The 21,798-nt window shown below is 28.7% G+C and carries 19 protein-coding genes; all 19 read right to left on the reverse strand.

Translation table 11 applies throughout. The features are described from left to right. Window positions 1-1,224: an FtsW/RodA/SpoVE family cell cycle protein gene (locus tag BTM21_RS12465; protein WP_079481688.1), complete on the reverse strand. Its 1,224-nt coding sequence runs from the start codon at window positions 1,222-1,224 to the stop codon at window positions 1-3. Between the two features lie 10 nt (window positions 1,225-1,234). After that, window positions 1,235-1,687, reverse strand: coding sequence for an FHA domain-containing protein (locus BTM21_RS12470; protein ID WP_079481898.1), 453 nt, complete (start codon window positions 1,685-1,687; stop codon window positions 1,235-1,237). A 76-nt stretch (window positions 1,688-1,763) separates the two neighbouring features. Then, window positions 1,764-4,589, reverse strand: coding sequence for an excinuclease ABC subunit UvrA (uvrA, locus tag BTM21_RS12475; protein WP_096145451.1), 2,826 nt, complete (start codon window positions 4,587-4,589; stop codon window positions 1,764-1,766). Window positions 4,590-4,934: 345 nt separating this feature from the next. After that, window positions 4,935-5,120 (reverse strand): hypothetical protein, encoded by a 186-nt coding sequence (locus BTM21_RS12480; protein ID WP_079481689.1) that lies wholly within the window; start codon window positions 5,118-5,120, stop codon window positions 4,935-4,937. 38 nt (window positions 5,121-5,158) lie between these two features. After that, on the reverse strand, window positions 5,159-5,833 hold the full coding sequence (locus BTM21_RS12485; protein WP_096145452.1) for a response regulator: 675 nt from the start codon (window positions 5,831-5,833) through the stop codon (window positions 5,159-5,161). Further along, window positions 5,811-7,388, reverse strand: coding sequence for an ATP-binding protein (locus BTM21_RS12490; protein WP_079481690.1), 1,578 nt, complete (start codon window positions 7,386-7,388; stop codon window positions 5,811-5,813). Before BTM21_RS12490 ends, BTM21_RS12485 begins: the two co-directional genes overlap by 23 nt. A 102-nt stretch (window positions 7,389-7,490) precedes the next feature. Continuing rightward, window positions 7,491-8,489: a 2-hydroxyacid dehydrogenase gene (locus tag BTM21_RS12495; protein ID WP_021874616.1), complete on the reverse strand. Its 999-nt coding sequence runs from the start codon at window positions 8,487-8,489 to the stop codon at window positions 7,491-7,493. A 12-nt stretch (window positions 8,490-8,501) separates the two neighbouring features. Beyond that, window positions 8,502-9,572 (reverse strand): AEC family transporter, encoded by a 1,071-nt coding sequence (locus BTM21_RS12500; protein ID WP_021874617.1) that lies wholly within the window; start codon window positions 9,570-9,572, stop codon window positions 8,502-8,504. A gap of 165 nt (window positions 9,573-9,737) precedes the next feature. Then, window positions 9,738-10,493 (reverse strand): hypothetical protein, encoded by a 756-nt coding sequence (locus BTM21_RS12505; RefSeq protein WP_021874618.1) that lies wholly within the window; start codon window positions 10,491-10,493, stop codon window positions 9,738-9,740. A gap of 86 nt (window positions 10,494-10,579) precedes the next feature. After that, window positions 10,580-12,547, reverse strand: coding sequence for an excinuclease ABC subunit UvrB (gene uvrB, locus BTM21_RS12510; protein WP_021874619.1), 1,968 nt, complete (start codon window positions 12,545-12,547; stop codon window positions 10,580-10,582). A 107-nt stretch (window positions 12,548-12,654) separates the two neighbouring features. Continuing rightward, window positions 12,655-13,923, reverse strand: a complete 1,269-nt coding sequence (locus BTM21_RS12515) for a PDZ domain-containing protein (RefSeq protein ID WP_079481691.1) — start codon at window positions 13,921-13,923, stop codon at window positions 12,655-12,657. A gap of 11 nt (window positions 13,924-13,934) precedes the next feature. Beyond that, a complete protein-coding gene (locus BTM21_RS12520; RefSeq protein ID WP_021874621.1) occupies window positions 13,935-15,194 on the reverse strand; it encodes a S41 family peptidase in 1,260 nt (419 codons plus the stop codon). A 44-nt stretch (window positions 15,195-15,238) separates the two neighbouring features. Further along, window positions 15,239-16,129 (reverse strand): permease-like cell division protein FtsX, encoded by an 891-nt coding sequence (gene ftsX, locus BTM21_RS12525; RefSeq protein ID WP_079481692.1) that lies wholly within the window; start codon window positions 16,127-16,129, stop codon window positions 15,239-15,241. Continuing rightward, window positions 16,119-16,805 (reverse strand): cell division ATP-binding protein FtsE, encoded by a 687-nt coding sequence (ftsE, locus tag BTM21_RS12530; RefSeq protein ID WP_079481693.1) that lies wholly within the window; start codon window positions 16,803-16,805, stop codon window positions 16,119-16,121. The genes ftsX and ftsE overlap by 11 nt, the downstream gene beginning before the upstream one ends. Before the next feature lie 154 nt (window positions 16,806-16,959). Further along, window positions 16,960-17,796, reverse strand: coding sequence for a YitT family protein (locus BTM21_RS12535; protein WP_021874624.1), 837 nt, complete (start codon window positions 17,794-17,796; stop codon window positions 16,960-16,962). A gap of 36 nt (window positions 17,797-17,832) precedes the next feature. Next, window positions 17,833-18,675: a YitT family protein gene (locus BTM21_RS12540; protein ID WP_021874625.1), complete on the reverse strand. Its 843-nt coding sequence runs from the start codon at window positions 18,673-18,675 to the stop codon at window positions 17,833-17,835. 222 nt (window positions 18,676-18,897) lie between these two features. Beyond that, on the reverse strand, window positions 18,898-19,845 hold the full coding sequence (locus tag BTM21_RS12545; RefSeq protein WP_021874626.1) for a transketolase family protein: 948 nt from the start codon (window positions 19,843-19,845) through the stop codon (window positions 18,898-18,900). Further along, entirely contained in the window at window positions 19,845-20,669 is an 825-nt protein-coding gene (locus BTM21_RS12550; RefSeq protein ID WP_021874627.1) for a transketolase, read from the reverse strand. Before BTM21_RS12550 ends, BTM21_RS12545 begins: the two co-directional genes overlap by 1 nt. Window positions 20,670-20,976: 307 nt before the next feature. Beyond that, window positions 20,977-21,330: a type II toxin-antitoxin system PemK/MazF family toxin gene (locus BTM21_RS12555; protein WP_079481694.1), complete on the reverse strand. Its 354-nt coding sequence runs from the start codon at window positions 21,328-21,330 to the stop codon at window positions 20,977-20,979. Between the last annotated feature and the right edge of the window lie 468 nt (window positions 21,331-21,798).

Below are 21,798 nucleotides of genomic sequence, written 5' to 3' on the forward strand. Positions count from 1 at the left end.
CTATGCCTCCTCTGAAATTTTCTGCAATATTCCTAATGTAAAGAATATAGTTATCATGGAACTACCACCATAACTGATAAGTGGTAAAGTTATTCCTGTTAGTGGTATTACTTTAAAAATACCACCTATTATAACTAAAGTTTGACAAGCTATCATTGTACTAAAACCTACAGCTGATAATTGACTAAACTTTTCATTTGTAACAAAAGCTGCTCTTATTCCTCTATAGAATAATAAGAAATATATAATCATAATTCCTACAGCAAAAATTGTTCCAAACTCTTCACATATAACTGCAAAAATAAAATCACTTGTATTTACTGGTATAAATTCTGGATAGCCTTTTCCTAATCCAACACCAAATAGTCCACCGGATGCTATAGCATATAATCCTTGTACTATTTGCATACCTTCATCAGTAGCATGACTCCAAGGATCTAACCATATCATAACTCTGTTTCTTACGTGTGAAAACATTCCATAAGCTCCTACTGCACCTATTGCAGATAAGCCTAAACAAGTAAATACATATTTTTTCTTTGAGGTTGCTATGTATAACATAGTTACTGATATACCAAAGAAAATTAATACTGATCCTAAATCTGTTTGAAGAACCATACAAGCTAATGAATACATAGCTATTAGTGCTGGCTCTATAAGTTGTTTAAATTCTTCTTTTAAATTCTTTTTGCTTTCATAATTCATTAAAGCTGATGCTAAGTATAAAACTAAAGCTATCTTACCAAATTCTGAAGGTTGAAATCCAAAACCTGCTATATAAACCCAGTTCTTAGCTCCATATATTTCTTTACCGAATATTAATGCCATAGGCATAAGAATCAGTGTTAAGATCATATATATTCTTTTATACTTTGCAAAGCTCTTTAAATCTGGCAATACAACTACTATTGTAATATAAGCAATTATTCCAATAACAACCCACATAAGCTGTTTCATTGCTTCTGCATGGTTTATTCTATATATTACCGCTATCCCTACTACTGCTAAAATACTGGAGAAAATCAACATAAACTTATCTCCATCAGGATAAAACTTTCTTATTACATAATGAGAGTATCCTATAATTATGCATAGTACTACTCCCATTCCAAGTGCTTTGTAATCAAATGGTTTTTTTAACAAGGCTAGGTTAGTAAAAAGAAGTATACATAGTAGATAAATTAGTTTAAGAACTCTCTTCTCTAATTTTAAAGCACTCTTCATAACTTCACCTCTATTTTTTATCTGATCTTATAACCTTAAAAATTGCACTTCCTATTCTTATCTTATCGTTAGGTCTTAATTTAAAGCTTCCGTCTATTTGCTCATCGTTAACGAAAACTCCATTTGTACTATTCAAGTCTTCAATAAATACTTCATTATTTTTAACAATAAGCTTCGCATGATTTCCTGAAACATATGGTTCAGTTAATTGAACTGTATTTCCATCTCTTCTTCCTATTGTTATTGGAGCTCTTAATAAATATAGGGTTCCTTCTTCAATATTTGAATTATCTCCTGATTTCAAAACCTCTATTCCATAATTTTTCTTACCTGAAGCTTGTTTCCTTTTTCCACCACTTTTAACATCCTTGTACATAATTTTTAGAGCATAGTAAATTATGAAATATAGTATTATTATAAATACTATACCAAAGCCAAAAGTCATCAGTCTTGAAAAACTCATTTCTTCACCTCTAAATTCAAGTATTATTACCATTATATATTAAAACTTCTAGCATAAAATAACAAGTATTTAGTATTTATCTTAACATCTTTTTAAGATATTTCCCTGTGTAGGACTCTTCTAAAGTGCTTATTTTCTCAGGTGTACCATATCCCACTATAGTTCCTCCCTTATCTCCACCTTCTGGACCTAAATCTATTATATAGTCAGCACATTTTATCATATCTAAGTTATGTTCTATAACTACTACTGTATTTCCTGCATCAACTAATCTTTGAAGGATTTCAACAAGTCTATTTACATCATCTATGTGTAATCCTGTAGTAGGTTCATCTAGTATATATAAAGTTTTTCCTGTACTTCTTTTTGATAATTCAAAAGCTAATTTAATTCTTTGGGCTTCTCCTCCTGATAGTTGAGTAGATGGTTGCCCTAACCTTATATATCCAAGACCTACATCATTTAAAGTTTGAAGCTTATTTTTTATTCTCGGAATATTTTCAAAGAATTTTAGTGCTTCTTCTACAGTCATGTTTAAAACATCATCTATAGATTTCCCTTTATATTTAACTTCTAAGGTTTCTCTATTATATCTTTTTCCTTTACATACTTCACATGGTACATATACATCTGATAAAAATTGCATTTCTATTTTAATTATTCCATCTCCTGAACAAGCTTCACATCTTCCACCTTTAACATTAAAGCTAAATCTACCTGGTTTATATCCTCTCATCTTAGCTTCTGGAGTTGTTGAAAACAATTCTCTTATTATATCAAAAGTACCTGTATAAGTTGCAGGGTTTGACCTTGGAGTTCTTCCTATAGGACTTTGATCTATATCAATTATTTTATCTATAAATTCTGCTCCTATAATTTCTTTATGATCACCTACTGGATTTTTGCTTCTATTTACTATTCTATTTAATCCTTTATATAATATTTCATTTACTAAAGTACTCTTTCCTGAACCTGAAACACCTGTAACCATCGTTAATGTAGCTAGTGGAATAGATATATTTACATTTTTAAGGTTATTTTCTCTAGCTCCCTTAACAGTTATTTTATTTCCATTTCCTTTTCTTCTTTCTGTAGGAAGGTTAACTTTTTTCTTTCCAGTTAAATATTGACCAGTTATAGATTCTTTACAATTTTTAATTACATCTAAAGGCCCTGCTGCAACAATTTCTCCACCATGTTCACCAGCTCTTGGTCCTATATCTACAATAAAATCTGCTTCTTTTATAGTATCATCATCATGTTCAACTACTATAACTGTATTTCCTACATCTCTTAGATTTTTTAGAGTTTTTATTAATCTATCATTATCTCTTTGATGCAGTCCTATACTAGGTTCATCCAAAATATATAAAACTCCCATAAGTGCTGAACCAATTTGAGTTGCTAATCTTATTCTTTGAGACTCTCCTCCAGATAATGTTCCTGAATTTCTTGATAGATTTAAATAATCTAATCCTACATCTATTAAGAAGTTTAGTCTGCTTTTTATTTCTTTTATTATTTGATCACTTATAATTCTATCTTTTTCTGAAAACTCAATACTATTTAAGTATGCTAACTCTTCTCTAATAGACATTGTAGTAAATTCATAAATATTTTTACTTCCAACCCTAACTGCAAGTGCTTCTTTTTTTAATCTTGCTCCTTTACATTTAGGACAATAACTATTGCTCATGTATTGTTCTATATCACCTTTAATTATATCTGAATTTGTCTCTCTATATCTTCTTTTTAAAGAGTTTATTTCGCCTTCATAGGCATAAGAATATTCAGCTTTAACTCCTTCTTTTGTATATATAACTTTTAATTTTTTACCGTTAGTTCCATAAAGAATTAAATCAAGATGCTCTCTTGAAAGCTCTTTAACTGGTCTGCTTAAATCTACATCGTATTCGTTACTCAAAGCCTTTAATATAGCAAAAGTCCAAGAATCTTCCTTTAATCTCCCATCTCCCCAAGTAGCTATTGCACCTTCTAAAATACTTAAATCTTTATTAGGTATTATTAAATTTTCATCTAATTCAATTAAACTTCCAAGGCCATCACAATAATCACACTTTCCAAAAGGTGAATTAAAAGAAAATAATCTTGGTTCTAATTCATCTATACTTAAACCACACTCTGGACAAGCAAACTTCTCACTAAATAAAATATCTTCTCCACCTATTACATTTACTATAACTAATCCTTCTGCTAATTTAAGAGCAGTTTCTAAAGAATCAGTTAATCTTCCTTCTATCCCTTCTTTAAGAATTATTCTATCTACTACTGCTTCAATACTATGTTTCTTATTTTTATCTAAGTTTATTTCTTCTTCTGTAAGATCATAAATTTCACCATCAACTCTGGCTCTTACAAATCCATTCTTTTTTATATTTTCTAAAACTTTTTCATGAGTTCCCTTTTTACCTCTTACAATTGGAGCTAAAATTTGAATCTTAGCTTTATCCCCAAGTTCCTTAACTCCATCCACAATTTGATCAACAGATTGTTTAGAAATTTCTATATTATACTTTGGACAATGTGGAACACCTACTCTTGCATATAAAAGTCTTAGGTAATCATATATTTCAGTTACTGTTCCAACTGTTGAACGTGGATTTTTACTTGTAGTTTTTTGATCTATTGATATAGCTGGTGATAAACCTTCTATATATTCTACATCTGGTTTATCCATTTGACCTAAAAATTGTCTTGCATATGATGATAAAGATTCAACATATCTTCTTTGCCCCTCTGCATAAAGGGTATCAAAAGCTAAAGAAGATTTACCTGAACCTGATAATCCAGTAAAAACAATTAATTTATCTCTAGGTATTTCTAATGAAACGTTTTTTAAATTATGAACTTTTGCACCTTTTATAATAATTTTATCCTTCATATATTACTGCCCCTTCTCTCATTTTAGAGTTAGTTTTCACTTATTTATTTTAAAATAAACTCGAACAAACATTCTTTATTATATTGTAAATTTCTTTATATTTATTGTCAATTATACCTTGTTAATAAAAATTATTAATTAAAATATTATAACAATAAAATTGTTGCCTCATATAATTACATTGAAGTTTTAAACAAAAAAGAACCCGAAAAATATAAATCGAGTTCTTTTCCATATTTTCTAATTTTCAATACCATTAATACTTATTCAACTAATTAAGGTAGCTTAAGAATTCCTCCCTAAACTACCTTAATAAACTTGTTTATGCTCCATTATATACACTTACTAAATCTTTGATTTTAGAAACTTTGGCATTCTCTTATAAACAAAACTATTTTCATAAAAAAATGTAAACCAAACTAGATTAATCATAGCTACTAGATATATATATTCATGTGACCAAAATGCCTTTAACCCAATTAATGAAAATAGTCCAAGTAGCCCTACATATTTGTATCTGTTATAGTCCATAATTCAACTTCCTCTCGTCTCACCATTTTTCTACTATATTATACCATATTTTTTATATATTCGTATTTATACTCAGGTCTCCCAATATTTCCATAAGTTATAGTGGAAGATACTTTTCCTACTTCCTCTAAATATTCCATATACTTTTTAATAGTTACATTACTTATACCAATCTCACCAGCAATTTCTCTTATTGTCCATATAGTGCCTATATTATCCTCTAAAAAGTCAGTTAGCTTTTTAAGAGTTTTTTCATTTAATCCCTTTGGTAGATCTAAATTAATCTCAGTCTTTGATAGATTATCAATTTGTTTTTGTTTTATTTTACTACTTTCTTTTAACAAATTATCCTTTGCTAAAAACTTATTAATAGCCTCTTGAAATCTATCAAACTCAAAAGGTTTTATTAAATAGTCTACAACTCCATAAGCAAAGGCACACTTTATTTTCTCTACTTTATTAGTAGCTGTTATCATTATTACATCTACTAACAGTCCTTCACCTCTGATTGCTTTTAATATGTCAATTCCACTTTCTTTAGGTAAATAAACATCTAACAAAACAAGGTCTATTTGTTTACTTTTCAGTATTTTAATAGCTTCTTCTTTTTCTGATACTATATCTTCTACTGAAAATCCTTTTATAGACTCAATATACTTTCTATTTATTAGAGCTACCATAGGATCATCTTCAATTATCATTACTTTTTTCATTGCTACCTCCTTTGTTCATTTCAATAATAAATATTTTAGTATCTTCAACTTCATCTATTTGAATATTACCACTATATAATTCAACTCTACTCTTTATTAGTGCTAAACCGAATCCTCTTCCATTTCCCTTAGATGATACACCTTGCACAAATAAAGTACTTTTTATATCTTTGTTAATTGGAATTCCATTGTCTTTCACTTTAATAAATATCTTTTCACTATCTTCTTTTATAGATATTTCTACTTTCATATCTTCTCTTCTACTTGAAAGACAAGCTTCAAAAGCATTCTCTAATAAGTTTCCTATTATTGTTATTAAATCATAAGGTTCAATTTGACCATGATTTTCATATAAATTTGACTCATTATCTATTTCAAAACTTATATTTCTCTCATTGGCTACTAATTGTCTACTAATTAATAACCCTTTTATATAATTATCTTCTATACTTATAAACTTCCCATCTACCAATTCATGAGATTCTTGTGTATTTATAATGTACTTTCTTGCTTCATCATATTCCTCTATTTTTATAAGTCCTAAAATTACATGTAGCTTATTTTTAAATTCATGAACTGTAGCTCTTAAATTTCTAATAATCTCATCTACTCCAGTTATTTCTTTAGCCACTTTATTTATTTCGTTTCTATCTATAATAGTAATTATTGAACCTAAATATCCCTGTGCCCCAATCATAGGATAAATTGATAAAAATATTTTTTCTCCATCTATTATAAATTCCTTAATTTCTATAACCTCTCTTTTTTCTATATACGAAGATATTTTTTCAAAGAACTTTTCTTCGTTAAAATCTTTCAATAAATGATAACAAGCATTATTTACTTCTATTATTTTATCCTTATTATCTAATGCTATTATTCCTTCTTTTATATTATTTAATATAATTTCTTTTTGGGTATATAATCTAGCAATTTCTTCTGGTTCCATTCCAAATATCTTATTTTTTATTTTTTTAGCAAACCAATTAGCTAATACTATATTAATTATTAGTGAAACTATAAATAATATAGTAAATACTCCAATAATATTTTTCATTAATCCTTCTATTTCTGTTTGATATTTTCCAACCATTACGAAGCCAACTTGTTCATTTCCATAAAATATTGGTTCAAAGTATCTTAAGGTTTTTCCCATTGAACCAGTCATACTTGAATAATAACTTATTCCTTTTTCTAAAACGTCTTTTTTATCTGGATTTTTAAATATATCACCTATTTGACTTTCATCTAAATGAGAATACTTTTCTCCAGTTATATCTGCCACTACAATTATGTCTATATTTTCATTCTCTTCTATTAATTCTTTAGTAAAACTTTGAATAGTATAATCGTTTTCCCTATTTTTAAGTTTTTCTTTTATAAAAGGTGTTTTACTTATAAAAACAGCTGATGTATGTAAATCACTTTTTATATTCTTATTTAAAGTATTTATTTTGTCCTCTACAAATAATGTTTGTAAAATCATTACTTGAATCAATGCTATAATTGTCGCTAAGATCATATTCTGTTGTTTGAAACTTAGTTTAAACTTCATATTCTCACCTCACAAACTTTACTTTCTTTAATTATAAAATATATCATATTTTATAATTAAAGAAAATTCCTAGAATCATAATGAGTTCTAGGAATTTTTTTATTATGCTATTTCGTTTTTTGAATTTCCTGTTTCTATTAAATCATTTAAATTATCATAAGATATGCTAATCATATTTCTTAAAGCTTCATCTGTATATGAACCCATGTGTGGAGTTACTAAAGCTTTAGGATACATTTCTATTAATTTTTCAACTAAAGGATTCTTTATAGTTTGTCCTGTTAAATCGTTAAAGAAGATACCAGCTTCGCCTTCTATAACGTCTGTTCCAAAACCGCCTAATTTTCCTGATTCTAAAGCTTTTATTATAGCCTCTAAATCTTGAACTTCTCCTCTTGCTGTATTTATTAATATAGCCCCATCCTTCATTTTTGCTATAAACTCATCATTTATCATATGATAATTTTGACCCTTTATGTAAGGTGTATGAACTGATATCACATCTGATTCCGCTAATACTTCCTCTAAGCTCTTAAATTCAACAACTTCTTTAGCTGCATCACTTTGGAATATATCATATCCAATAACCTTTGCACCTAGCCCCTTAAATAATTTAGCTGTTGTTACACCGATTTTTCCTAATGCTAAAACCCCAACTGTGCAGTTTCTTATTTCCTTACTAAACATTTGTGAATCAACTACAAAGTTTTTATCTTTTGTTCTATTAGTTGTGTAAGCTGTATTTCTTAATAACATCATTGCTAATGTTAATGCTAATTCTGATATTGCATTTGGTGAATATCCTGGAACTCTAGCAACCTTTAATCCTAAATCTTTTGCCGCTCCTAAATCAACATGATCAAATCCTACAGTTCTTGTTAAAACTGTTTTTAATCCATGTAATTTTAGTAATTCTAGGTTTTGTCTATCAGCTTTACAGTTACCTCTAACCATTATTGCTTCAGCGCCTATAGCTTCCTTAACATTTTCATGATCTAAGTTTTTAGTAACTAATACTAATTCATATCCATATGTATTTAATTGATGAAAATATGATACCTCTGTATCTCTAACACCATAACAAACTAATTTAACTGACATATCAAGGACCTCCTATTTAGCAAATAATCCAATATTTTTAACTATTTCTAACACAACTATCCACAGTGGCATACATATAACAGCAAATAATGTGGATAATAGTGAACAGTTTGAGGATAATATTGCTTCTTTATCAAAGCTTATAGCATAAGCTGCTGCAACAGTAGCTGTTGGTGTTGCTAACATTATTACAGTAGTAGCTGCACCTACGAATGAAACTGGTAATATTCCAGTCTTGTTTAATACAACTAATAAAGCTAAGTTTATAGCTGGTACTAACATTATTTTTATAACGCTGTATATCCAAGTTTCTTTTTGTGCTACAGCTTTTTTAACTGGTACTTCAGCTAAAGTAGCCCCTATTGATAACCAAGCTAAAGGTGAACATAATTTATCTAAATAAGTTAATGGCTTATATAACCAAGGTAAAGTTTGATCTATTCTTAAGAATGCATAATTTACTATACCATCCTTTGTAGCAACCCCTACTTGTGGTAATGATTTTTGGAATATCCAAATAAATAATCCTAAGAATGTTGCTATTATAACTGGATTTAAGAACATTTCTTTTAAGTTCTTTTTCATTGTTTCTTTTTCTATTTTTATACCTGACATCTTTATGTATCCATATGAATATAAGAATACTCTATATGCTATATTGAATATTGATGAATACATAGCTCCAGTAGCACCATAAACTGCTTTAACTATTGGAACTCCAAAGAAAGTTGTTGATCCGAATATTGTAAGGACTCTTAATACGTCTTGCTTGTCCCCTTTTACTCTTGAATAGATTAACTTAGTTAATACTATAAGTAAAATATAAACTGCAAAACCCCATACTATTATATTTAGACCTTCATGTAATTCTTTTTCATTTATATCTTTCATAAATGATGTAAATGCTAAAGCTGGAATTGCAACTGTTAAAACTACTTTTGTAAGTATTTTAGATGCTGCATTGTTCATTATGTTTCTCTTTCTTAAGTAGAAACCTAATAATATTATTGAAATTGATGAGAAAATAGCTCCCATGATAGCATTATCTGTTAATGTCTTTTTGATTATTTCCATAAAATTCATTTTCTTTTCCTCCTAATTTTTTTATTTAAGCTATTAATTAAAATAAGTTCGACTTTTTTCAACATTACTTTACAACATTGTTAAAAAAACCACAATCTTGTTGAAGTTTATAAACAATTATTTAACTTATTTAAGTGATATTAAATAAAAAAAATTAGGCCCCTTTTAATTTGTCGATATTATGGATATAACCCAGCTATCTTTAAAATAATTATCTTGCTGTATATACTTATTTATTTCACAATCATCTCTTGAGTAATCTCTTATAACATCAAAAACTTGATACTCATCTTCTATTGTTATATTATTTCCACTCATTATTGAAAAGGAGATTTTCTTATAATATTGTAAATTAGTATATTCTGTTAAAATATTCACTATACCTAATCCAACTCCCCCTTCTTTTTTCGTTTTTGTTACATAGTAATCTATTATCCCTTGAGAATTTATATTGGAATGACTATTAACTATAGTTTTAAATAATGAATAATTCAAAAGCTTAAAATCCCTAGAAGAACTTTTTATATTAATTACTGAACAAAATTTACTTAATTCTTCTATGAACCCTTCATCACTATTATTTACCATAGAAATTAACTTTTTACTATTATTCTGTATTTCTTTTACTCCATGCAAAAGTACTTCTTTTTCTTTTTTTGTCTTTGTATTTGATAAAACTATAATTAAATCATATCCTTTTATATATTCACTACAAAACTTTAATTTTTCTAAATTAGTATCAAAAAGATTTAATATCTCTATGTTAAGGTTATCTATATATATTTCTTTTCTCTTTATATAACTAACTAAATCATTTGATTTTAATACTATTGGAGACAATTCTCTAACTACACTAATATCTAATAAATCATTTTCTATATCTCCTAATAAAATAACTATAATTCTATTACCTGCATTCATATAGTAACTCCTAAAACACTTCTTTATTTATGTAAAGTTGAATCCTGATAATAAAATTCAACTTTACACAAATATCATATGTTAAATTATTTCTTTAACTTTTCAATTATATCTCTAAGTTCTGCCGCTCTTTCAAATTGTAGGTTTTTAGCAGCTTCCATCATTTCTTCTGTATATTTCTTAATTAATTTCTTCTTGTCCTTAGCGCTTACTTCCTCTATATTTTCTACCTTATAATCTTCTTTGGCTTCTGCTGCTGTTGTAGCCTCTATTACATCTCTTACATCCTTTATGATAGTTTTTGGTATAATTCCATGTTCCTCGTTATATTCCATTTGAACTTTTCTTCTTCTATTAGTTTCTTTAATAGCTTTATCCATAGATTTTGTTATTCTATCTGCATACATAATAACTTTACTTTCAGAATTTCTTGCAGCTCTTCCTATAGTTTGTATTAGTGAAGTTTCCGAACGTAAAAAACCTTCTTTATCTGCATCTAAAATTGCAACTAACGCTACTTCTGGAATATCTAGTCCTTCTCTTAAAAGATTTATACCAACTAACACATCAAATTCTCCAAGTCTTAAATCCCTTATAATTTTCATTCTTTCTATAGTGTCTATATCTGAATGCATATAAGTTGTCTTAATCCCTAGTTCTGTTAAGTATTTAGTTAAGTCTTCTGCCATTCTCTTAGTAAGAGTTGTTATTAAGGTTCTAAATCCTCTTTCAGTATTTTTTATTATCTCTGAATATAAGTCATCTATTTGACCTTCCACAGGTCTTATTTCTATAACTGGATCTAAAAGACCTGTTGGTCTTATTATTTGTTCTGCAATATTACTTGAATTATCTATTTCATATTGTGAAGGTGTAGCACTTACAAATACTATTTGGTTTATTTTATCTTCAAATTCTTCAAATTTTAATGGTCTATTATCATATGCACAAGGTAATCTAAACCCAAAATCAACTAATGTATTTTTTCTTGATTTATCTCCAGCATACATAGCCCTACATTGTGGTAATGTAACATGGCTTTCATCTATAAACATTAGGAAATCATCAGGGAAATAATCTAAAAGAGTTTGTGGTGGCGTTCCTGGTGCTCTTCCATCAAGTATTCTTGAGTAGTTTTCTATTCCACTACAATATCCCATTTCTCTTATCATTTCTATATCATAATTAGTTCTTTGTCTTAATCTTTGTGCTTCTAATAGTTTTTCTTGTCCATTAAGCTCCTTAAGTCTTTCTTCTAGTTCATCCTCAATTACTTTAATAGCTTTTTCTAAAACTTCCTGTGAAGTTGCAAAGTGAGATGCTGGGGATATTGATACATGATTTCTCTCTCCTAATATCTTTCCTGTTAAAACATCAAATTCTCTAATCCTTTCTATCTCATCTCCAAAGAATTCAATTCTAATTCCTTTATTAGAAGATGAGGCTGGAATAATATCTAAAGAATCTCCTCTTACCCTAAAAGTTCCTCTTGCAAAATCTATATCATTTCTTTCATATTGAATTTCTATAAGCTTTTTTATTATTTCATCTCGTTCCTTTTCCATACCCTTTCTTAAAGATATAGTTAACTTTTTATATTCATCAGGATTACCTAACCCATAAATACATGAAACTGAAGCTACTATAATTACATCTCTTCTTTCTAATAAAGCAGATGTGGCTGAATGTCTAAGCTTATCTATTTCATCATTAATAGAGGCATCTTTTTCTATAAAAGTATCTGTTTGTGGAACATAAGCTTCTGGTTGATAATAATCATAATATGATACAAAATACTCAACTATATTATTCGGGAAAAATTCTTTAAATTCTGAACATAATTGTGCTGCTAAAGTTTTATTATGAGCTAATATTAAAGTTGGTCTTTGAAGCTTTTCTATTATATTAGCCATAGTATAAGTTTTACCTGAGCCTGTTACACCAAGTAAAGTCTGTCCTCTATCTCCCTTTTTAATAGATTCAACTAAACTCTCAATGGCTTGTGGTTGATCTCCTGTGGGCTTAAATTTTGATTCTATCTTAAATTCTGGCATCTTATCATCTCCATTATTTAACTTTTACTTACATATATTTTATATTTTATTTTTGCCTTCTTCAACCTAATTTAATCTTAATGAAATATATTAAAAAAGAGAAAACATTACTGCTTTCTCTTTAAGTCTTCTAATATTTTTTTAAAGTCATCATTATTTATATCTATTGCATCTTCTCTTTTAACCATCTTAGGAACTAAAAGTATTCCTATACGTTTATTTATTGGTTTTACGACATGTTCTGATATTTCCCCGGAAATACTTTTCACCGTTAAAGTAATATCATAAATATTATCTCTTACCGCTTTAAATATTTCTACTTCTGAAAGAACTGGTTTATCATTTATTTTAATTATCTTATCTCCTCTTCTTATACCGGCCTTATATGCTGCTGACGTAGGAGAAACTTCTAATATTGCTATCCCTTCATCATCACTTGTATAAAGATAAGATCCCTTTTCTTCAATTTTATTTAATATTTTAAGCATTAATTCATGACCTAGTGGTGCATAAATCACAACCAAAACTTGACCTATTATCCCAAAGTTTGCAAGCTGTGCTATTAATGCTAATGATATACCATAAATTAATATACCAACACCTGAATATAATGGTTTTTTCTTTTTATCTTTAGTAAAAGATACTGATCTATATCCTATTACACCATATAAAGGCATTGCTGATATTACTGATGTTAATAGTAAGTTTAGTGTTTCTGCTCTATTAATTATAGGCCACCAAGTGGGTGTTTCAACACTTCCTGTAAAAGAACTTACTGATGAACTACTAAAAATTATAAAAATAGCTACTGGCAAAGCCCAATATCTATTGAATGAAAATCCACCAACTATTTTATCATTTCTATTAGAGAAGACAGGTAACGCCCCTCTTCCTCCATCAAACATTACAAGAAATGCTTCAACTATATGTAATACTCCTACAAATGTCATTAATGACACTATGTTTATATTTATGTATGATTGTATATTCATTTTATTTGATACTATTCCAAATATTATACTAAGTAATCCTAATATTGCTCCCGAATAAGAAAAGCATACAAATCTCTTTTTAACAAAAAGTAGTAATAATGAAAACATAAATATTAATTCTATTCCTGAATTATGATTAAATACAATTCCAAGACTACTTAATATAACACTTCCTATTGCTCCTGCAATAATTCCTAATACTAATTGTGAAAGTGTAAGTTCTAAGGGAGAGTTTAAACTCTCCCCTATAGTCATTTTTTGCATTATTGCTATTCTCTTATTCTTTGTATAGAAAACTAATCCTAATACTATCAATATAATTAAATGTGATGGCTCAACTATCGCATATGATACGGTTCTTAGTGTATATAATAGTAATTCCATTTTGAGCCCTCCTATTTCATTTTTTCTTTTATTACCTCTAAAGCCTTCTTAAATTGTGGATCATTATTTCTATTATAAGGTTGTTTTAATAAATCTTCAGGTATTTCAACTTCTTCATCAGGTTTGATACCAATCTTGTGTATATTCTCTCCATTAGGAGTATAATACTTAGATGTTGTAACCTTCAATCCACCTTTTCCACCTTTTAACTCAATAAGTTGTTGTACTACACCTTTTCCAAAACTATTTTGACCAACTGTAGTAGCAACTCCATAATCTCTTAAAGCACCTGTAACAACTTCTGATGCTGAAGCACTTCCTCCATCTATCAAAACTACTAATGGCATGCCGTCAGCTTCTCCTCCTATAGATTTTGATTCAATTTTATTATCATATTTATCTATAGTATAAGTTATTGTTTTTCCCTTTGGTATGAATTGTGATGCAACTTTAACTGATTCACCTAAGAATCCACCTGGATTTCCTCTTAAATCTAATATTACTCCCTTCATACCTTTATCTTTTAATTCAACAAGTTTATTCTTAAATTCTTCTGCAACATTTTCGTCAAAAGAAGATATTTGAATATATCCTATTGAATCATCAAGCATTTCACCCTTAACTGCAATCATTTTAACTACATCTCTTACAATAGTTACTTCAAATGGTTCACCATTACTTCTAGATAAAGTTAATTTTACAGGGTTTCCTTGCTCACCTTTAATCATTGAAATTGTTTTTTCTACACTAGCTTCTTGAACATCTTTATCATCTACTTTTAATATTACATCCCCAGTTTTCAAACCAGCTTTTTCTGCTGGTGAACCTTCTAATGGTGCAACAATGGTTACATTTCCATCTTTAATTCCTAACTGAGCACCTATACCAACAAAATGTCCTTCACTTTGTTCCATAAATGATTTATATTCTTGTGAGTTCATAAAGACTGTATAAGGGTCTTTTAGAGATGATGTCATTCCTTTAATTGCTGCCTCTAAAAGTTTTTCATCATCTATTTCTCCGTCGTATTTTGATAAAAGAGCATCCCTAACTTGGAAAAGCAGATTATACTTACCAATATCCTGAATATCCTTTAAATCCTGTGCTACTTCACTATTTATTCCTCTTAAAGTAATTCCATTAAAAGCAAATCTGTTTCCTAAGTAAAAAAATCCAAGGTTTGAAGCAATAAATATAACTATTAAAGTTACTGTAATAATTATCTTTTTGCTTTTTCTTCTTTTTCCCTCTCCTTTATTAAAATCCTCCATTACTGATTACTTCCTTTCTAAACTCCTTTTATACCCTCATTAGTTTATACGTCTAAGAATTTTCTTAATGCAACGAAACTACCAACTGCTCCTACTATTATACCACCACCTAAGAATAACCATATAAGTGTTGTAAATACAAATGTTGGTGGTACTAAAGTTACTAAGAACATATTAGATACTATATAACCATATGTGAACTTATATAAGAAGAATAATACTACACTTGAAAGTAAAGAACCTATCGCACCTATTATTATCCCTTCGATTATAAATGGCCATCTAATAAACCAATCTGTAGCTCCTACAAATTTCATTATTCCAACTTCTCTTCTTCTTGAGTAAACTGCAATCTTTATAGTATTTGTTATTAAGAAAATTGATACTCCTGCAAATACAACAAATAATCCTATACCTATTACTTGAACGCCCTTAACAATAGAGCCTATTTTATTTATTAATTGTTGTTGGTTACCTATGTCTTCTACACCAGTCATATCTTTAATTACTTTTCCTACTGGTTCAGCATAACTTGGATCTTCTAATTTAACTATAAAAGAACTAGGTAACGGATTATTCTTTAAATCATAACCTTGTAATAATCCTTCATTATGCTCTAAACTTTCCTTAAAATTCAAAAATGCTTCATCTTTTGATTCGTAAATTACGTCTTTTATTCCTTGTTGTTCATTTAGCTTAACTTCTATTTCTCTTTGGTCTACTAATTTAATATCATCTTTTAAATATACCTTTATCTCAACTTTTGAGGCTACATCTTCAATTTGTTTATTGAAGTTTAATGCCAATAATGTAAATGATCCAAATACGAAAAATGTTATTAGCACTGTAATCATAGCTGCTACACTTATTCCTCTATTTCTTTTAAGACTTTTAAGTGCATCTATTATGAAATATTTTGTAGTATTAATTTTCATCCTCGTACATCCCCCTCTTTTCATCTCTAGTTATGCAACCCTTCTCTATAGCAATAACTCTCTTTTTCATAGTATCTACTATATCTTTTGCGTGTGTTGCCATTAGTATAGTTGTACCCGCTCTATTTATATCATCTAGCAATTCCATTATTTCTTTAGCTGTTTCTGGGTCTAGATTTCCTGTTGGTTCATCACAAATAAGTACTGATGGGTTATTAACGATAGCTCTTGCTAAAGAAACTCTTTGTTGCTCTCCACCTGATAATTCATTAGGGAACATTTTATACTTATGTGATAATCCAACTAATGATAACACCATAGGAACTCTTTTTCTTATTTCCTTTGGTGTCGCTTCTACAACTCTCATTGCAAATGCAACATTTTCATATACATTTAAAGTAGGTATAAGTCTAAAATCTTGGAATACCATACCTATCTTTCTTCTATAATACGGGATTTGTCTTCTTGTTATTCCTGAAAGTTTTTTTCCTGCAACTGTTATTTCTCCCATAGTAGGATCTATTTCTTTAATTAACATTTTTATAAATGTTGATTTACCTGCTCCTGAAGCACCTACTAAAAAAACAAATTCTCCAGTTTCTATATTTATGTTTACATCTGATAATGCTTTTACATTATTATCATATAGCTTTGACACATTTTTAAATTCTATCATATCTAACACCTCTCATCAGCGCATTTTTTCTTTATTGTAAAAACCTATAGGGTTATTATAGCATAACAATTCTCTATGAAAAATATTTTTTATGCTTTTATACTACTTATATTGCGATTTCCCTCCATTTTACACCAAAATTCTTACAAAAAAATTAATAATCAGTAAAACCCTTTCCTAATGCTTCTGTAGATTCATTTACAGTTACAAAGGCTTCTGGATTATTTTCTTTTATAAACTTCTTTAGCATTATAAATTGCTTAGAAGTTAATACTGTATAAATCATAGTTGTATCAACTTTAGTATAACCACCTTTTCCAGTTAAAATCGTACATCCTCTATCTATATCATTCATTATAAAGTCAACTATTAATTTTTCCTTTTGAGTTACTACAAATACCTGTTTAACAGGATTGAATCCATCTATAACCTTATCTACTAAACTACCTATTAGTATTGCACTTAGTAAACCAAATAAACCTTTTTCTACACCAAATACATAAATAGCTAAAAGAGTTACTGTACAGTCTGATAAAAGCAATCCTTGTCCTATAGGTATTCCTAAATACTTATTTATTATTTTAGCAATAATGCTTGTTCCTCCGGTAGAAGCTCCTTGATGAAAAACTATAGCTGTTCCAATAGATATACAAGCTGACCCAAATATACTTGCTAAAAATAGATTTTCAGTTATAGCTACTGGTTCTAAGTATCTTTCAGCTAGCCACATAAATACTGATAGCATTATAGTTGCATATATACTTTTTGTCCCAAAGGACTTATCAATTAATAAGAATGCCATAGAAAATAGTATAATGTTAAAAATAAATGTTAATATACTCGGTTCTATTTTAAATATTTCATTTAGCGCTAATGCTATACCTGATACTCCTCCTGCTGCAATCCCATTAGGAAAAAAGAAATACTCTAAACTAAAGGCTACTATCGCTACTCCTAAAGTTGATAACAAATACTCTTTTGTTTTTTCCATTTAAATAATCCCCCTTTTAAGTAATTCTAATATTGCTTATATTTCTTTAAAGCCTTCGCCCATAACTTCATGAACTTCTCCAACCGTAATAAAGGCTTTTTTATCTATTTCTGATATGTATTGTTTTAATTTTATAAACTCTTTTCTTTCTAAAACTGTATAAAGTACCGCTGTATCTTTACCAGAGAACCCACCAACTCCTTTTAAGAAAGTACAGCCTCTATCTAATTCATTCATAATATACTGTCCGATTTTTTCATTTTCTCTACTTATAATTGTAACTTCCTTACACATATGAAATCCTGCTATAACATTATCTATAGCGATTCCATTTATTATTACAGCAAGCAATGCATATAAACCTATATTTATACCAAAAGTTATAGCTCCTAATGAAGTAACTATAAAATCTACCATAAGCAAGGATTTTCCTATATCTATATGAAAAAACTTATTTAATATTTTAGCAATAGTATCTGTTCCTCCAGTACCTGCATCCATATGAAATACTAAAGACATACCTAATGCTGTTATAATAGTTCCAAAAATAGTTGCTATTATTAAATCATTTGTAATAGCTTGTGGGTTTAGAAAGGTTTCTATGAATGACATAATAAGAGATAAACTTAAACTAGCATATATAGTTTTAACCCCAAAATTTCTTCCTAAAAACATAAAACCTACTGCATAAAGTATTAAATCCATTATTAGTACTAAAGGTCCTGTAGATATAAAAGGAATGTAATGATTAATGACAATAGCTAAACCTGTTAATCCACCTGCTGCTATCTTATTTGGTATAAAGAAATATTCCAAAGAAATAGCAATTAATAATACTCCCAATGTAATTATTAAAAATTCTCTTAATTTACCTTTCATAAAATCCCTCCATTTCTAAAATTTAAAGGAAGTTTTTTGTTTTATCTTCCCTCATAGTATTATTTTTTATCCAATTATTTTAACAATTTTAATAATACCATAAAATACCTGTTTTTTTCTATTTTATATCTTACAAATTAATAAAGTCGCAGATTTTTCACTGCGACTTGGTGGTAAATATAGCTATTTTAAATTGTTAGTAGTTTTCACTTATATAATTTATTATTTACTTTTTGAATTAATAGCCTTTTTAGCTTTTTCAACTATTTCTTTAGTTGTTAATCCATAAGCTTCTAATAATTCATTAGGTTTTCCACTTTCTCCAAACACATCTTTAACACCAATTCTAAATACAGGTACAGCACACTCTTCTGAAATTGCTTCTAAAACTGCTGATCCAAGTCCAGCAACTATATTATGTTCTTCTACTGTAACAATTGCAGCTGTTTCCCTTGCTGCATTTATTAGAATTTCACTATCTATAGGTTTTAAAGTATGTATATTAATTACTCTTGCATTTATATTTTCTTTTAAAAGTTCTTCTTTTGCTTCTAATGCTAAATCAACCATTATTCCTGTTGCAACTATAGTTACATCATTACCCTCTGATAACTTAACACCTTTTCCTATTTTAAATTCGTATGTTTCTGCATCATTTATAATATTAACAGGAGCTCTTCCTAATCTTACATAGCAAGGTCCATTATATTCTGCTATAGCTTTAATTGCTGCTTCTGTTTCTACAGCATCAGCTGGGCATATTACTGTCATATTAGGAATACTTCTCATTATAGCTAAATCTTCTATAGCTTGATGTGATGCACCATCTTCTCCTACTGTTAATCCAGCATGTGTAGCACAAATTTTAACATTTAGTTTTGGGTAACAAATGGAATTTCTTATTTGCTCAAAAGCTCTTCCTGCTGCAAACATTGCAAAAGTACTTACAAATGGTATTTTCCCACAAGTTGAAAGCCCTGCTGCTACTCCCATCATATTGGCTTCTGCAATTCCCATGTTAAAAAATCTTTCAGAACATACAGCCTTAAAATCTGCTGTTTTTGTAGATTTTGAAAGGTCTGCATCTAGAACTACTACATTTTTATTAGTATTAGCTAAATTAGCTAAAGCCTTTCCATAAGCTTCTCGTGTTGCAATCTTTTTACTCATTATCTACTACCTCCGATTTCAGCTAACGCCTGACTACATTGTTCCTTAGTTGGAGCTGTTCCATGCCACGCTGCTTGGTTTTCCATAAATGAAACACCTTTACCTTTGATGGTTTTACAAATTATTGCCGTTGGCATTTCCTTGCACTGCTTTGCACTTTCTATAGCTTTTAATATCTCTTCCATGTTATGACCGTCAATTACAATAGTATTCCAACCAAAGGCTTCGAATTTCTTATCTATTGGTGATGGATTCATAACATCCTTAACATTCCCATCAATTTGTAACCCATTAAAATCTATAAAAGCAGTTAAATTATCTAATTTATAATGAGCTGCTGCCATAGAAGCTTCCCAAACTTGCCCTTCTTCTAATTCTCCATCGCCTAAAAGAGTATATACTCTATATGATTTATTATCAATTTTACCAGCTAAAGCCATACCTGTTGCTGCTGATATACCTTGACCTAATGATCCAGTGGACATATCTATTCCTGGTAAACATTTCATACTTGGATGTCCTTGAAGCCTTGATCCAAATTTTCTTAATGTCTTAAGCTCCTCTACTTCAAAATAACCCCTTCTTGCTAAAGCGCTATATAAAACTGGTGCCGCATGTCCTTTTGATAATACAAATCTATCTCTGTTTTCATCACTAGGATTCTTTACGTCTATGTTCATTTCCCCAAAAAACAATGCTGTTACTATATCTGCTGATGATAACGACCCACCTGGATGACCTGAAGATGATTCTGTTAACATTGTTACTATATCTCCACGTATTAATTGAGCTATTGACTTCAATTCTGAAATATTCTTATTCATATTTATCCTCCTGAAATATTTATCATATCTAGTTAAATATATATTGTCCCCTTTTTACTAAAATTATTTTATCATAGCTTTTTTATTTTGTATATACTATTAGGTGTATTTTGCATCATATTCGCGAATATAGTGTACTCTTTTTATTTGTTTAGAATATTAACCAATTCAAAAATAAATTAAGTTCTATATAGTATATACTATTGCGATTTTTTCTGTAAATTTTACGAAAATATTTTTATAAATAAAAAATAAAAGAGACTTTTCAAAATAAAGTCTCTTTTTAAAATACAATATTCTTTTTTATCTATGTCAGACTTAAACTAATAAGTAATGATTTATTTACTTTCTTCATATCTCCATCAGTCATATGACCTATTTTTTCTTTAAGTCTTTTTTTATCTAAAGTTCTAATTTGTTCTAAGAGAACAACGGAATCCCTATTTAATCCATACTCTTCTGATGAAATTTCAACATGTGTTGGTAGTTTAGCCTTATTTATTTGTGAAGTTATAGCTGCTACTATAACTGTAGGACTATATTTATTACCAATATCATTTTGAACTACTATAACCGGTCTAATTCCCCCTTGTTCTGAACCGATAACAGGGCTTAAATCCGCATAAAAAATATCCCCTCTTTTTACTACCATAGTCGTCATTAGAAAATATCACACTCCACAAAGCCACTTCTCGTACTCATTAATATTTGCAAGTTCGCACTCGAAAGGAAGTTGTGAAAGCTCTAAATTAATTTCAGCCATTTCTTCATAGCCGTTTTTCATTAATTGTAGAAATTCCACTTCATATTGTTTTTTATTATATTCTATTACTTTTGATCTAATATATTTCCTATTTTTTTAATTTTTCTAACATTTATTATAAAATTTAGGCTTTTAACATTTTTTGACATAATCCGCCTCCAGGTAGTAAAAATCTATGTATGAATAAATTATATTACAAATTATGTCATAATGTCAAAATATATGTTTTACTATCTTTTCAAATATATTCTAAATTTTATATTTTTCTGTCTTTTTTTCACTAATAGACACCCTTTAAATCTATCATTTTACCTAAGTAACTTATGTACTAAACTTCTAGTAACTTTCTTAAATAGTGCGTCATTG

The organism is Clostridium chauvoei (assembly GCF_002327185.1).
Classification (GTDB): Bacteria; Bacillota; Clostridia; order Clostridiales; family Clostridiaceae; genus Clostridium; species Clostridium chauvoei.

Coding starts and splice junctions, on each gene's coding strand:
- BTM21_RS12465 (WP_079481688.1), bottom strand. CDS start 1,224: ATGAAGAGTGCTTTAAAATTAGAGAAGAGAGTTCTTAAACTAATTTAT.
- BTM21_RS12470 (WP_079481898.1), bottom strand. CDS start 1,687: ATGAGTTTTTCAAGACTGATGACTTTTGGCTTTGGTATAGTATTTATA.
- uvrA (WP_096145451.1), bottom strand. CDS start 4,589: ATGAAGGATAAAATTATTATAAAAGGTGCAAAAGTTCATAATTTAAAA.
- BTM21_RS12480 (WP_079481689.1), bottom strand. CDS start 5,120: ATGGACTATAACAGATACAAATATGTAGGGCTACTTGGACTATTTTCA.
- BTM21_RS12485 (WP_096145452.1), bottom strand. CDS start 5,833: ATGAAAAAAGTAATGATAATTGAAGATGATCCTATGGTAGCTCTAATA.
- BTM21_RS12490 (WP_079481690.1), bottom strand. CDS start 7,388: ATGAAGTTTAAACTAAGTTTCAAACAACAGAATATGATCTTAGCGACA.
- BTM21_RS12495 (WP_021874616.1), bottom strand. CDS start 8,489: ATGTCAGTTAAATTAGTTTGTTATGGTGTTAGAGATACAGAGGTATCA.
- BTM21_RS12500 (WP_021874617.1), bottom strand. CDS start 9,572: ATGAATTTTATGGAAATAATCAAAAAGACATTAACAGATAATGCTATC.
- BTM21_RS12505 (WP_021874618.1), bottom strand. CDS start 10,493: ATGAATGCAGGTAATAGAATTATAGTTATTTTATTAGGAGATATAGAA.
- uvrB (WP_021874619.1), bottom strand. CDS start 12,547: ATGCCAGAATTTAAGATAGAATCAAAATTTAAGCCCACAGGAGATCAA.
- BTM21_RS12515 (WP_079481691.1), bottom strand. CDS start 13,923: ATGGAATTACTATTATATACACTAAGAACCGTATCATATGCGATAGTT.
- BTM21_RS12520 (WP_021874621.1), bottom strand. CDS start 15,194: ATGGAGGATTTTAATAAAGGAGAGGGAAAAAGAAGAAAAAGCAAAAAG.
- ftsX (WP_079481692.1), bottom strand. CDS start 16,129: ATGAAAATTAATACTACAAAATATTTCATAATAGATGCACTTAAAAGT.
- ftsE (WP_079481693.1), bottom strand. CDS start 16,805: ATGATAGAATTTAAAAATGTGTCAAAGCTATATGATAATAATGTAAAA.
- BTM21_RS12535 (WP_021874624.1), bottom strand. CDS start 17,796: ATGGAAAAAACAAAAGAGTATTTGTTATCAACTTTAGGAGTAGCGATA.
- BTM21_RS12540 (WP_021874625.1), bottom strand. CDS start 18,675: ATGAAAGGTAAATTAAGAGAATTTTTAATAATTACATTGGGAGTATTA.
- BTM21_RS12545 (WP_021874626.1), bottom strand. CDS start 19,845: ATGAGTAAAAAGATTGCAACACGAGAAGCTTATGGAAAGGCTTTAGCT.
- BTM21_RS12550 (WP_021874627.1), bottom strand. CDS start 20,669: ATGAATAAGAATATTTCAGAATTGAAGTCAATAGCTCAATTAATACGT.
- BTM21_RS12555 (WP_079481694.1), bottom strand. CDS start 21,330: ATGACGACTATGGTAGTAAAAAGAGGGGATATTTTTTATGCGGATTTA.